This is a genomic window from Isorropodon fossajaponicum endosymbiont JTNG4 (assembly GCF_016592615.1).
Lineage (GTDB): Bacteria > Pseudomonadota > Gammaproteobacteria > PS1 > Pseudothioglobaceae > Ruthia.
Genome location: NZ_AP013043.1, coordinates 899,501 through 912,620, shown reverse-complemented (window position 1 = coordinate 912,620; position 13,120 = coordinate 899,501). Strand labels below are relative to the sequence as shown.

The following is a 13,120-nucleotide window of genomic DNA, read 5'->3' as shown; positions in this document are numbered from 1 at the left end:
TGGGAAGGGGTATTTGTATGGGTGGGGCAATGCCTAGAATATTCTCCCAATACTAGCCATCCTAATTTTGCCAATCGTATGTGGTCGGGCGCTAATCAACCTTCCATTGTGGGTGAAATTGTGACTGCGCTAAGCAATACTTCAAACTGCACTTTTGAATCTGTACCTGTTGCGACGTTAATGGAAAAATATATGATTGGGCAGATGCTTGACATAGTGGGTTTTAAAAACGGCGAAGGACAAATGACAACAGGATCGAGTAATGCCAATATGATTGCCATGATGGTTGCACGTAATCAAACATTGAAAGAGGCAAAAAAGCAAAGACTGTTTAATCAAAAACCTTTGCTTGCCTTTGTTAATAAAGATGCGCATTAATTGATGACAATAACAACAAAATAACACCCTCTGAGGATAAGTAAAAATAAGTGGACAATGCTATATTTTGGCATACCTCTTGCCCAGATGTGTGCCCAATAGAGCTGTCCATACTTAACCAAACTTGGTCAATGGATTTTATGTCAGACTCACTCACTGATGGCAGGCACATTAGAACTTTTAATGTTGTCGATGATTACAATCGGGAAGGCTTGAATATTGATGTGGACTTGTCCATGCCAGCAAGACGAGTTATTCAATCATTAGAACGTTTGATTCAGTGGCGGATCTTCACAATGAAGGCATGATTTAGGGAAATGTAGGGTTTCGGTGAGTGTGCAATGCTCTAACCTACTTGGACACAAAGATAGCCTTATAATACAAACCATAAGGAGGTCAGTAATGACACAATATAAATCAAGAAAACAACGAGTGACTTTTACCGTTGAACATTCTGTTCAATACCCCCTTGAGGGGGGAACACTAGATTATGCCAAACTCATGGTGCATGAGAATTACACCAATAAAAAAAATCATGATAATATCAGGAGCTTGCTCCTCAGCAGTTAGCAGATGGAGAAAACAATACCTAGCAGAGCTTGGTGGACAAACACCAGAGTCAGGCAAAGCGCTGACTTCTGAACAACAAACAATACAACTGCTTGAGAAACAACTTTGGCGCGCACAAAGGGACAATGAAATCTTAAAAAAGGCAACAGCCTTGTTCGCTGTGGACAATCACCAAGTGATATGATTATCAAGATAAACAAGGCTTGCCAACAATACAATACTAAAGAATTATGAGCATTACTCAAACTTCCTCACAGTAGTTATTACTATCAAGTCAAAGATAAGCGAGTAAACAACAACACCAACGCTATGATTAAATTAATCAAACAAACTGCTATTGAAGTTGGATACACCTATGGCAAACGCAGAATGCGAGTAGTTTTGAATAACCAAGGTTATAACATTGGTATTTACCAAACTGCAACGCTAATGAAAAAAGCCAATGTAGTTGCCATACGCCCAAGAAAGCGTCATTATTACCCTAATACTAGATTGATGTTTAAAAAGGCAAAAAACCTATTAAATCGTGTGTTTGAGCAGCAATCAATTAATACGCATTGGGTTGGTGATATTACCTATATCAAAACCTATCAAGGTGGGAGTTATTTAGCCAGTGTGTTGGATTTAGGCTCAAGACAAGTTGTTGGTTGGGCATTGTCAAAACAGCCTAATGCTCAGTTGGCAAAGGATGCGCTTAGTAATGCTGTGTCTAGACACCAGCCCAATACAAATAAACACATGTTCCACTCTGATCAAGGGACTCAATACTCTTCTAAAGTTTTTATTGATTATTGCAACAAGAACAACATTACTCAAAGCATGAGCAGGCGAGGTAATTGTTGGGATAATGCGGTCATGGAGCGTTTCTTTAGAAGTCTGAAGACTGAGAGATTAAATTATCAAAGTTTTGCAAATCATAGTGAAGTCGTGCAAAATGTAGAGGGTTATATCTACTTGTATAATTACAAAAGGATTCATTCAGCGATTGGGTATTTAACACCTGCTCAAAAGATGGCTGAATTGAAAAAAGCGGCTTGAAATGTGTCCAAGTAGGTTAGAGCATTGCAGTTCATCATGGTTTAGGCAAGGTAAGATACCTTGGTTTAGAAAGAAATAAAACCAGGGCTCAGTTAATTGCCATGAGTCACAACTTGAAAGACTGGCATGAATATATTCAAACGAATGCAAAGCCTGAGGGGTTGTTGTGTTTAAAGGTTGGAATGGTGTAAAAAATAAGAAAAATAAATGCTAAAAGCATCTATTTAAAAGGTGGTTTGTTAGATTTTTATGCAAAGATGAGAAAATCTGGTAAATTTTTTAGAAAAAATAAAAAGAATGGAATTTTGGAGAGGGAGTTATGAATTACGCAAAGGTCTCTACTAATAATAAAATAATATACACACATGGCAGTTCCAACAATATTGAAAAACATCTTAACGCTTTAAAAAATGAGTTTTCTGGACAAAGTGAACTTTGCTACACCCATGCAAAAATTATTGTCTTAATTAGACGGGACTTTGAAATAAAAAAATATTTTGCTCTTTTTGAAAATCTTTGGCATACAGAGGCAAAGTTTCTACTCAAGAGTTTAAATACACGATGGCTAATTTCTGCAGCTGACACCTTTGCAGATTACTCTGATAATGATGCGCTTAAAGGTTTATCCATAGCATGCTCATGCCTATTAAATACTGTCAAAATACAAGAAAGTGAGCGCTTCATTACCAATGCACAGAACTACAAAGATGATAAAGAAAAAATCATCAGGCTAGATAATGAAGAGAGGGTGGCGCTTTTTGATGGCACCTCAGTATTTAAAGTCGGCACTGATGATACGCTTAGAAATATGCGTTGGCGTATTGATAAAATGGCAAAAATTAATATTGCAGGTCAAATGTTGCTTGAGGTATTTGTAAGATTACAAAAATTTGATACCATTTATAAACGCCTAAAAAATAGGCACACAAGAGAAAAAACTGGCTGGTGGTGATGGATATTTTTATTATCAATCTAACAAGTTCAATCAAACGACGAGAATTTCAAGAAAAGCAATTGTCATCATTACAATTAGATTACCAAATAATCAATGCTGTATCTATCAAAGATATTAATCATAATACCTATCAAAAGCATCATTATGATTGGCAAAGACCACTAAAAAATACTGAAGTTGCCTGCTATTATTCACATAGACTAGTATGGTATAAGGTTATTAAAAACAATCAACCAGCTTTAATACTAGAAGATGATGCATTGCTATCAAAATGCGTGCCAAAATTACTTTCATGCCTTTCTGACAAAAAAGGCATGGATTTAGTCAATCTTGAAAATAGAGGCAGGAAAAAATTCATCTCAAAATCTGGTACAACTCTCGAATGCAACTCAAAACTTCTTCGCCTTTATCAAGATAGGACAGGTGCAGCAGGATACATACTCTGGCCAGAAGGTGCTGAAAAACTTATTCAATGTGAGAGAAAAAAAGGCATTGCACTGGCTGATGCACATATTACCACTTGCTATAGTATTCGCGCCTATCAAATAGAACCAGCACCTATTATTCAACTGGATCAATGTGATTATTACGGGTTAAATAATACTTACTCAGAGAAAATATCTACCTCAACCATTGATAATCGAAATAACCTAAAAGGTGGTCTTTCATTCCGAATTAAAAGGGCTTACTCTCAGCTAAAGTTAGGATTGTATCAATTATCATTAATTGTAAAATCAAAAAGACGTTACATTAAATTAAGAAAGGAAGATTTCTCATGATAAAAAATAATAAAAGTTATTGGGAAAAGCTCTACAAAATTATTCTACCAATATTTTGGATTGTATCTCTTTTTCCTAGGGATAAGAATATATGGGTATATTCTGAGGGGTTTACAAACTCTTCTCTGCCTTTATTAAAGTATTCAAAAAAACAAGATAAAAACACACACATCTATATTACCCCATTTGACATTCAGGTGAGTAAATTGAGAAATGAAGGAATCATTGCATTTAAACAATCTAGTATTCTAGGCTGTTATTACATTTCAAGAGCACAAGTACATATTATATGTAAATCTAAATTAGAAGACCTTAATAAATATCTAAGTCACAAAGCTTTAGTTATAAATCTTTTCCATGGACTTCACCGAGTGACTAATAACATCGTCCCTCCTAACCATAATCAGCATAAACCACAGTGGAGACTTAATAGAAATAAGGCAAAATTTCAAAAGCTGTATAATCGCTATTTGTTCTTATGTGCCACCTCAGAATTTACACGGCAGTTGTACTCTCAGTTATTTAGAGTTAATCACTCTACATTGCCAATTGTAGGCATACCAAGACTTGATAGACTTCATTCTAAACAAACAGATAGAAAATACATTATTAAAAATATAAGTTCGTCACTAAAAAAATTTAGCACAATTTTTGCCTATATGCCTAGTGGTAGAAGACATAAATGGAATAATAATATTGATTTAAAAAAAATGAATGAGTTTTTATTACACAATAATAGCGCACTTATTATTCGATCACATCGTGCCGAAAAAAGCCCTATTCATCTAAATAAAACCCATTCTAATATTTATGCATCTAGTTCGTATTCTCAAGAGTGGAGTGATGTAGTTGATGAACTTATTGGGGTAGATGTGCTAATATCAGACTATTCATCATTAACACATGAATTTTTAATTACGAATAGACCCGTTTTGGTCTACTTGCCTGACTATCAAGAACTTATAGACGCAGGAGGAAGTGCCGTGAATTTTGATTTAGATATCCCTTCTGATAGAATCAATACTTTTGATAATTTATTAGAATCAATGGATAGCACTATTCAACAAACTTATTCGTATGATAAGTACAATAAGCTTGCAAACAAATATCACTTATATCAAGATGGGGATTCATCTAAAAGAGTATATGAACATATAAATAAACATCTTGAGACCTTTTTATAAATCAACTAAAAACCCACCCACACGCTAAAATAGTATTCATCTAAAAAAACATTAATGATACTTCTTACGATGTGTCATTATTTTTTATGGTCCTAGGCAACAAAAAACTCATAAATAGTACATAAAATGCATTCACATATTTATCTCCAAATGCTACATGTGTAAAGCCAAACGTCACATATCCAATACAAAGCAAAATTCCCATAAATGAATAGGTGTAAGTATTTTTATTGCTTAGTTTTTTTATAAAAACTCTTAAAGGAGCAAATAATAAACTGAGCAATGATAACAACCCAACAACCCCTGCAGATAATAAATTAGTTATATACTCATTATGCAGATGAGTGAATACTTTAATCCTATCTTTATTGTTAGATGCATACTCCGATACAACTTTGTTTGCATTCTTATATCCGTAACCAAACCATAATGACTGTTTTGATACGCTCAATCCAGCTTTCCACATTTCCATTCTAAGTCCAACAGAAGTGGGTGACCCACCTCCAGAATACCATTTTTGGACATTAGCAACGGTATCATTAATTCTTTTACCTACATTAGTCTGTGTATTAATAAATCCAAACATAATCGAGAAAAATAATACTAAAAACAATTGCCTCTTGCTGTTATTTTTTAAAAATGGCTTATAAATTAGGCTAATATAAATGATAGATAGAATAAGAAATGACATCCAAGAGCCACGATTTGCTGATAAAAGTATCGCACTAATTCCTGCTAATATTGCAATAAAAGTGACCACTCGCTCTTTTGGTTTTTCACTAAATACTTGCACGATTGATAAAAACAACATGGCAACAACAATATCGCCAAATATATTGGCATTAATCACGCTTGATGGTCTGACTAAGCCTAGTAAAAATTGAGTGATAACAACAATACCAGCAATAATCAAGCCTGTTTTAATACTTAATAATAGCTTCTTAAGTGGTAGGTCTATTTGAAAAATTGCAAGTGCAATCAATGGAGCTAATAAAAAATGTAGTTTTCTGCCCAAATGATGAAACTCAGCGCTCCAACCATCTGCATATAGGATGGAAAATAACATAACTAAAAAATAAACAGTTGTTATCCAAGAAAATAGTTTTAATTCTTTAATTTTAAAAGGGGATTTTTTTTCAGAAATAGCAGTATAAAGTCCCAATATTGCAAGACTCAATAAAACAAAATCTCCAAATCCTTTTAAAATAAGTATTCCGATGGGGAATAATAATAATAATGTATTAACAATATTTGAATAAGTAATCGGCAATCTCATAGAGCGCATTTTACATTTATATTGACTATAATTTGATACTTATGAACAAGGACACTCATACAAACTTTATCCGTAACCAAATTAATAATGATCTAGATTCGGGACTACACAACTCAATTCAAACACGCTTTCCGCCTGAGCCTAATGGTTATTTGCATATTGGGCATGCTAAGTCAATTTGTCTAAATTTTGGTTTAGCAAAAGATTATAAGGGACAGTGTAATTTGCGATTTGATGATACCAATCCTGCTAAAGAGGATATTGAATTTATAGATGCCATCAAGGCAGATATTAAGTGGCTTGGGTTTGTGTGGGATGGTGATATTAAGTATAGTTCCCATTATTTTGACCAATTTTATGAGTGTGCCATTGAGCTTATTCATAAAAACCTAGCCTACGTTTGCTTTTTAAATGCAGGTGAAACTCGCACCTACAGAGGTACTTTAAAAGAGGCTGGGGAAAATAGCCCTTATCGAGATACATCGATTGTGGAAAACCTAGAATTACTTGCAAAAATGAAAGCAGGTGAATTTTCAGAAGGTGAATGTGTACTGCGCGCCAAAATTGATATGAGCAGTTCATTCATGTGCATGCGCGACCCGACCCTGTACCGCATTCGCTTTGATAAACATCACCAAACTGGCAATCAGTGGCGTATTTATCCCATGTATGATTTTGCCCATTGTATTAGTGATGCAATTGAAGGGATAACTCACTCTTTATGCACGTTAGAATTCCAAGACAATCGTCGCTTATATGATTGGATATTGGAAAACCTAAATGATTTTAATAAGCCTAATCGCCCACATCAGTATGAGTTTTCACGGCTAAATTTAGAATACACCGTCATGTCAAAGCGTAAATTACAAAAAATAGTCGAAGATGGGCTAGTATCTGGCTGGGATGATCCACGCATGCCTACACTTTCAGGGCTTCGTCGTCGTGGCTATACTGCGGCTAGTATTCGCGACTTTACCAATCGAATTGGCATTTCTAAAGTGGACAGCATGACCGATATAGCAATTCTAGAAGCTACTATACGTGATGATTTGAATATCAAAGCGCCACGCACAATGGGTGTCATTGATCCAATACGTGTTATTATTAAAAATTACCCTGAAGGTAAAATTGAAACCCTAAAAGCCCCTATTCATCCACAAAATGAGGAGATGGGTAAGCGTGATATATTTTTCTCCCGTGAATTATATATTGATAGAGCAGACTTTAAAGAAGTGGCACCGAATAAAAAATTTAAACGATTGGCAATCAATAAAGAGGTGCGCCTGCGATTTGCTTATGTCATTAATGCCACTACTTTTGATACCGATTTTGACGGTAATATTACTACTGTATATGCAACATACGACCCAGATACATTAGGTAAAAATCCTATTGATGGTCGTAAAGTCAAAGGCGTGATTCACTTTGTTGAAGCTACCAAGGCACTCAAAGCAGAATTTAGACTATATGAGCGATTATTCACACTTGAAAACCCTGGCAAAAATGACCACTTTGAACAATTGCTTAATCCACAATCACTAGTCACTACTTATGGCGTGGTAGAGCCTAGTATGGCTAATAGCAAGCCTGAATTCGCTTATCAATTTGAACGTGAAGGGTATTTTTGTCGAGACAATCAATCAAGCGATGAACTGGTATTTAACAAAACGACGGGTTTACGTGATACTTGGTGTACTTAATCCTTACAAACACAGTTAATGTTTTATAGCATGACAATGAAAGAAGAAAATAAATCCAATGGATTGTAATATGAATTTATGAAATTGGCGAACAACGGTTTAATTATTTGGCTTAGTGTTGTACTTATCGGTGTTGCATTACAAGCGCCTTGGGCTGGGTCTTATGGTTTTTATGATTCCAGTTTTGCCAAACTATATGCCGTAACTTTTGGCATTGGTTTTTTGTTTATTTGTACATTATGGGGTAAATCGTCAGCATTTTTCTTATCACTTTAGTGATTTAAAAATATCTTTATTGGTGCTGTTTTTACTAGGCACTGGTAGTATTTTTTGGAGTGTTAATGTTGATTTTTTTATCGGTAAATGGCTGCTATGGTTAATTATCTTTTATGCATTTTTTGTTGCTTATTGCATTAAACAAACACATACCAACCTCTTAAAGTTTGCTTTTGGTTTGGCTGTTGCAGGTGGGCTTATTGCCATCATCGGTATATTCCAATATTTATCACCTGATACCGAACTTTTATTACAATCAGCAGCACCATCTTCCACATTTGGCAACAAAAATATAGCAGCACATCCATTTGTATTGATATTTCCAGTGGTTTTATTTATTATTTTTTCTAATAAAATCAATACAATGCAAACCTTTTTGGCTGGATTTTTAATGGCAGTTATTATTATTTATATTTTTTATACCGCAACCAAATCAGCATGGCTTGCTATTTCTATTGAGTTGTTATTTGTTGCTCTATTTTTACGATTAAAGCGTAAAAAAAATAACTACATTTGCTGGAATCGAACTAAAACCCTTGCCTTAATGTAATACCCCAAAAAACCACCATTCTAAAGTAGAAAATTCTATAATAAAAAATAAGGAGTTTTCACATGAAAAAATCAAGATATACAGAGTCATAAATAGTCAACATACTCAAACAAAACCAATCAGGCATATCTGTGGCTGATCTATGCCGTGAATACGCAATGTCTCAAGCCACATTTTACAAATGGAGATCTAAATACGGTGATACAGATTTTGTCTCTATGGTTAAACGCTTAAAAGAGCTAGAATCAGAAAATGCTCAATTCAAGCGTATGTATGCTGAGAGTGAGTTGAAACTGCAAATTACAAAGGATGCCTTAGCAAAAAAGTTCTAAAGCCATCCCAGTGGCGTGAGGATGGCTTTAAACATCAATGAACAAAATAAGAACACAAGTATCAAACTTATTTACGAAGTTTGTAGCATTAGTAAAAGCACTTATTATTATCAACCAAAACTCAGTGATGACAATGCTTTAATTGCCGATTGTCTACTGCGCTTAACCGCAACGCACAAGCGTTGGGGTTTTAAACTGTGCTATTTATATCTACGTAATGTTAAAGACTACAAATTTAACCATTACAGAACACTTTCAAAAAGTCATGGTAGAGAGTAAGAATGTTGGTTGATGTGTGAGAGGCGCAATACTCATTTTCTAATTATGACCTTGTTTATATAACTTTTTTAAATACATATATATATCAAACTTTTTTTTTATAAAAAACTGACAAACATTTTTTGTTAATGTTGGTTAAATTTAATACTCTAAGTTATTTGCAATACCATGTAAACAATCATTTTTATCAAATTATTGAGTTTGGCAATTCATGGGAAAAATAAACTTTTGATTGTGTATAATGCTGATATTTAGTATTTTACTAAATTTGGGGTGCATAATTCTAATGAAATTAATACTTTCTAAGTAGAGTTATCCAAAGTTTTTATAAGGAAGTATGGTGGAAAATAAACAACAAATTAAAGCACAACAAGCAATTAATTCTGGCGCTCTAAAGCAGAAAAATATTGTTGTTAATCAGGCTAAAGACAAGTATATTCAGGTTAAGCACGGTGAAGCTTATCAAATTATTTTCAACAAAATACTAAAGTATTAGATGTGGATTTTGATGTTATTGCCAAGAAGGCAGGTGATGATTTAACTTTATTATTAGATGACTCTACCACGGTTGTTTTTGATGGTTATTTTTCAGCCTGTATTGATTTGAGCTATGTGGTTCCTTTGCCTGTTTCAGGGGTGTTGCATCATATTGATTGGCAATCCAACTATATTTACTATGTAAGGTAGTATTAGTGCAGGGAAAGTTTTTGATGTGAATAGCTATACAATTGAGGTTTATGATAAGGATGGAGAAATATTAAAAACTACAATTAGTTTTAAAGATGATGGCTCGTTTACGATAAAAGTCAATGAAGCTTATACGGGTAATATTCTTATTCGCTTGAAAGATACAGGAACAGGCGTAGATTATTTAGATGAAGGGGAGACACAAGGTCAAAACAAAGATTTAAGCGTATATTTGCGCGCTATTGCTAGCTCAAATGGTAGTAACATGACTATTAATCTTAATATGTTAACTGAAATAGCCACACGTCAATTATTTCAAGATAGTAGTAATGTAGACACTGATTTATCAGATTTTACGTCTGCTCAAATTATCACTGCTAATGAGAATATTGCCACAGCATTTGGTTTGAATGGCGATATTATTACCACCAAGCCTGCACTTGTTAATACTAAAAAAGATGATAAGTTCACTAATGTTGATGCAACTGAGGACGAGCAAGCATTGGGTTATGTTTTGGCGGCTATTTCTGGTATGGAAACAAGGGATAAAAATGGTGATCTTACAATTGCAAATCGTAAGTCTACTGGGACAGTGTTAAGTGAATTAGTGAATGGTATTACCAATGGTAAATTAAGTCAAAATGTAGCAAATGATTTAGTTGCAGGTGCGAAAAAATCAGATGAACAGGATGAGAATGCAGATGTGGCTAGTAGTTTCATTAGCAGTTTTGAATCTCAAATTGGTAATATCGATATTAGCGACGATACTGCTTATGGAGACACTGATGAAGATTATATTACGAGAACAACATCTCAAGATATTACAGCTACTTTAACACAAGCACTAGATAGTGAAAAGCTTTGGGGTGGTATTGATGGTGGAGAGAATTGGATTGATATTACTACCAGTTCTGTTACAGCATTAGCCATTTCTTGGACAATAGATTTAAAAGAAGGTGAAAATGCCATTCAGTTTGCTATTACAGATAATGCAGCAACTAGCCCCACTCCTGACAATAACAACCTTGCCAGCGGCAAAACAGCCAACGATGGCACGCCAAGCATTCGGATTTCTTTAAAGAATAGCGATAACGATATTATTGCGGAAAAAGGTGATAGAATTCAGCTCATGAAAGATGACGGTACAGGTTATACGCATTCCAAATATGTACAGTTAAGTGAAGCTGATATTGAGGAAGGTTGGAAAGATGTGACATTGTCAACTTTGACTACAGGTGATAATAAGGCTAATAAAGATTATGGTTTTAAGGTAAGAATTATTGACCAAGTAGGTAATCAAGGTGTGTTATCAGATACGTATTTAATCACTTTTGATGGTAATGTTGAGGGATTAACGCTCACCTCAAAAGAGGATACTGGTGTAAATAGTGCGGACGGCATTACCAGTAATGAGACGATAATAATCGGCAACATTGAAAAAGGTGCTAAAGTAGAATATATTTTGGATATCGATAGGTGGAAAGTTCTTGAAAGCAGTGCTGTTGTTTATGATAGTGACGATAAAGGCACCACAACTACTTTAAATATTGATGCTAATGGCAGTGATTCTAGTGGCAGTGGTGGAACTTTTGCTTCTGATATTTCTATTACTTTGCAAAATACAGGCAGTACGGCAATTACCCTGAGCGACTTGCAGGCAGATAATTTAATTGTGTTGTAAACCCGTTAAAATGATTAAAAGAACAGTTCTATTATTATTTTTTGGCTTTTTCCTTGGCGGTGTGAGCGCACAAGAGCAATCAAAAGGTGGGTTTAATTTATCTAATTTAATCAATAAGGCAATTACCTATCACCCCTCTATTAAAAGTAATGTTTTTTTAGAAGAAGCTGCTAAAAATGAGATTACCAGTGCTAAATGGCAATATTTTCCAACCCCTAAGTTTTCAGTAAGCCAAGTTGACAGTTCTAGTACAGACCTTAGTTATAAAAATGGTGATAGTCGTGTTTCAGTTATCAGTTTAACGCAACCACTTTGGGCGGGTGGATCTATTGATGCAGGCTTGGCAAAATCAAGAGCTCAGCTTTTATCAGCTCAGGCATTAACCAAGGTTGCACAGCAAGATTTGGCTTTAAAAGTAATCTATGCTTATAGTAAATGGTATGACAGTTATTTAAAAAAAAAGTCGTATAGTAAGAGTCAAGAGGAGCATGACATATTACGCGCCCGTTTAAGGCGTCGCATTAAACAAGGTTTGTCTTCTAGTAGTGATTTAAATTTGGCAAATTCACGTTTAACTCAGGCAGAAGCAGGTCTTAATTCGGCTATTATTCAACATGAAAATAGTCTGCTTAATTTGGAAGAACTATTGGGCACTTCGCTAGATCCAAAAGATTTAATTAGAGACTTTAGTATTGTTAAGTTTGAAACTAGTCAAGCTAAATTAAGTAAAAAGGCATTATTAACCAATCCTAGAATTAAGCAAATTAGAGCGGAAAGTTTGGTGATTGAGGCTGAACTAGATCAAAGTCGTGCCAAACTTTATCCAGGTGTTAATCTTAAATTGGAACGCCAGTGGGGTAGTTTTTTTGATAAAGATGCCAAGACTGAAGATCGTGTTTTTATTGAATTTAACAGTAGTTTTGGTGCAGGCTTGTCTAATTTTTCACAAACTAGACAAATTAAGAGTCGCTATCAGTCTCTACAAGCAAAAATTAAAGACGAAGAAAGTAAAGTCGCGCAGCAAATTGAGCTAGATTGGATGTCCTCCATCTCTTTGAAAAAACAAAAAGCATTGCTTGAGTCATCACTGGTCAATACAGAAAAAGTACGAAAGTCCTATTATCGACAATTCTTGGCAGGTAGAAAAACATGGCAAGATGTTATGAACTCCATTCGTGAGGTTTCTCAATTGGAGTCTCAATTGGCTAGTGTTTACGGCGAGATAATACTAGCCAATTGGCGTATTTTTGTTTATGTTGAAGATATTGGCGCCGTTGTGGACAACTTTTAATGAAAGTTTGGCATTTAATCGAACAGATAAGATATTGTGGCATCCGACAATGAGTCCTAAATAAGAGCAAAGTGTCATTGATAAAATGCTAAATTTTGTCATACCTGATGAAAAGCCAGTAGAAAAAATTATCTGGTACTTTGA

The 13,120-nt window shown here is 34.6% G+C and carries 13 protein-coding genes and 2 pseudogenes; 14 read left to right on the top strand and 1 reads right to left on the bottom strand.

The window, feature by feature from the left end:
- Nucleotides 1–21: 21 nt before the first annotated feature.
- From CVFO_RS05385 to CVFO_RS05360, 6 genes and pseudogenes are all read left to right on the top strand, one after another.
- On the top strand, nt 22–378 hold the full coding sequence (locus tag CVFO_RS05385) for a pyridoxal-dependent decarboxylase (protein ID WP_225879222.1): 357 nt from the start codon (nt 22–24) through the stop codon (nt 376–378).
- 116 nt (nt 379–494) lie between these two features.
- Nucleotides 495–665 (top strand): annotated as a pseudogene (locus CVFO_RS05380) (DDE-type integrase/transposase/recombinase); the annotation flags it as partial.
- Nucleotides 666–879: 214 nt separating this feature from the next.
- Nucleotides 880–1,986, top strand: a pseudogene (locus CVFO_RS05375) (IS3 family transposase).
- A gap of 319 nt (nt 1,987–2,305) precedes the next feature.
- Entirely contained in the window at nt 2,306–2,938 is a 633-nt protein-coding gene (locus CVFO_RS05370; RefSeq protein WP_201339027.1) for a hypothetical protein, read from the top strand.
- Nucleotides 2,938–3,720 (top strand): glycosyltransferase family 25 protein, encoded by a 783-nt coding sequence (locus CVFO_RS05365; protein ID WP_201339026.1) that lies wholly within the window; start codon nt 2,938–2,940, stop codon nt 3,718–3,720. Before CVFO_RS05370 ends, CVFO_RS05365 begins: the two co-directional genes overlap by 1 nt.
- Nucleotides 3,717–4,904 (top strand): CDP-glycerol glycerophosphotransferase family protein, encoded by a 1,188-nt coding sequence (locus CVFO_RS05360; RefSeq protein WP_201339025.1) that lies wholly within the window; start codon nt 3,717–3,719, stop codon nt 4,902–4,904. The genes CVFO_RS05365 and CVFO_RS05360 overlap by 4 nt, the downstream gene beginning before the upstream one ends.
- A 64-nt stretch (nt 4,905–4,968) precedes the next feature.
- Here the strand turns inward: CVFO_RS05360 and CVFO_RS05355 are convergent, their stop codons facing one another.
- Nucleotides 4,969–6,189 carry an O-antigen ligase family protein gene (locus tag CVFO_RS05355; protein ID WP_201339024.1) on the bottom strand — a complete coding sequence of 407 codons (1,221 nt, stop codon included), beginning with the start codon at nt 6,187–6,189 and terminating at the stop codon, nt 4,969–4,971.
- A gap of 32 nt (nt 6,190–6,221) precedes the next feature.
- Here CVFO_RS05355 and CVFO_RS05350 point away from each other — a divergent pair, with 32 nt between their 5' ends.
- The 8 genes from CVFO_RS05350 to CVFO_RS05310 all read left to right on the top strand — a co-directional run bounded on the left by CVFO_RS05350 (nt 6,222) and on the right by CVFO_RS05310 (nt 12,976).
- Nucleotides 6,222–7,880 (top strand): glutamine--tRNA ligase/YqeY domain fusion protein, encoded by a 1,659-nt coding sequence (locus CVFO_RS05350; protein WP_201339023.1) that lies wholly within the window; start codon nt 6,222–6,224, stop codon nt 7,878–7,880.
- A gap of 208 nt (nt 7,881–8,088) precedes the next feature.
- The gene (locus CVFO_RS05340) at nt 8,089–8,706 is read left to right on the top strand and encodes an O-antigen ligase family protein (protein WP_225879221.1); all 618 of its coding nucleotides are present in this window, start codon (nt 8,089–8,091) and stop codon (nt 8,704–8,706) included.
- Nucleotides 8,707–8,798: 92 nt separating this feature from the next.
- Nucleotides 8,799–9,038, top strand: coding sequence for an IS66 family insertion sequence element accessory protein TnpA (gene tnpA, locus CVFO_RS05335; RefSeq protein WP_342591034.1), 240 nt, complete (start codon nt 8,799–8,801; stop codon nt 9,036–9,038).
- 21 nt (nt 9,039–9,059) lie between these two features.
- Entirely contained in the window at nt 9,060–9,317 is a 258-nt protein-coding gene (locus tag CVFO_RS05330) for a hypothetical protein (RefSeq protein WP_201339019.1), read from the top strand.
- Nucleotides 9,318–9,654: 337 nt separating this feature from the next.
- Complete coding sequence (locus CVFO_RS05325) at nt 9,655–9,813, top strand: hypothetical protein (protein WP_225879220.1); 159 nt, start codon at nt 9,655–9,657, stop codon at nt 9,811–9,813.
- A 2-nt stretch (nt 9,814–9,815) separates the two neighbouring features.
- The gene (locus CVFO_RS05320; protein ID WP_201339017.1) at nt 9,816–10,004 is read left to right on the top strand and encodes a hypothetical protein; all 189 of its coding nucleotides are present in this window, start codon (nt 9,816–9,818) and stop codon (nt 10,002–10,004) included.
- Between the two features lie 25 nt (nt 10,005–10,029).
- The gene (locus tag CVFO_RS05315) at nt 10,030–11,685 is read left to right on the top strand and encodes a hypothetical protein (RefSeq protein WP_201339016.1); all 1,656 of its coding nucleotides are present in this window, start codon (nt 10,030–10,032) and stop codon (nt 11,683–11,685) included.
- Between the two features lie 10 nt (nt 11,686–11,695).
- Nucleotides 11,696–12,976, top strand: coding sequence for a TolC family protein (locus CVFO_RS05310; RefSeq protein ID WP_201339015.1), 1,281 nt, complete (start codon nt 11,696–11,698; stop codon nt 12,974–12,976).
- The last annotated feature ends 144 nt before the right edge of the window (nt 12,977–13,120 follow it).

Bases quoted from the DNA above. Each gene is read 5' to 3' on its own strand.
- CVFO_RS05370 (WP_201339027.1), top strand. From the start codon at position 2,306: ATGAATTACGCAAAGGTCTCTACTAATAATAAAATAATATACACACAT.
- CVFO_RS05310 (WP_201339015.1), top strand. From the start codon at position 11,696: ATGATTAAAAGAACAGTTCTATTATTATTTTTTGGCTTTTTCCTTGGC.
- CVFO_RS05355 (WP_201339024.1), bottom strand. From the start codon at position 6,189: ATGCGCTCTATGAGATTGCCGATTACTTATTCAAATATTGTTAATACA.
- CVFO_RS05350 (WP_201339023.1), top strand. From the start codon at position 6,222: ATGAACAAGGACACTCATACAAACTTTATCCGTAACCAAATTAATAAT.
- CVFO_RS05365 (WP_201339026.1), top strand. From the start codon at position 2,938: ATGGATATTTTTATTATCAATCTAACAAGTTCAATCAAACGACGAGAA.
- CVFO_RS05325 (WP_225879220.1), top strand. From the start codon at position 9,655: ATGGTGGAAAATAAACAACAAATTAAAGCACAACAAGCAATTAATTCT.
- CVFO_RS05360 (WP_201339025.1), top strand. From the start codon at position 3,717: ATGATAAAAAATAATAAAAGTTATTGGGAAAAGCTCTACAAAATTATT.
- CVFO_RS05330 (WP_201339019.1), top strand. From the start codon at position 9,060: ATGGCTTTAAACATCAATGAACAAAATAAGAACACAAGTATCAAACTT.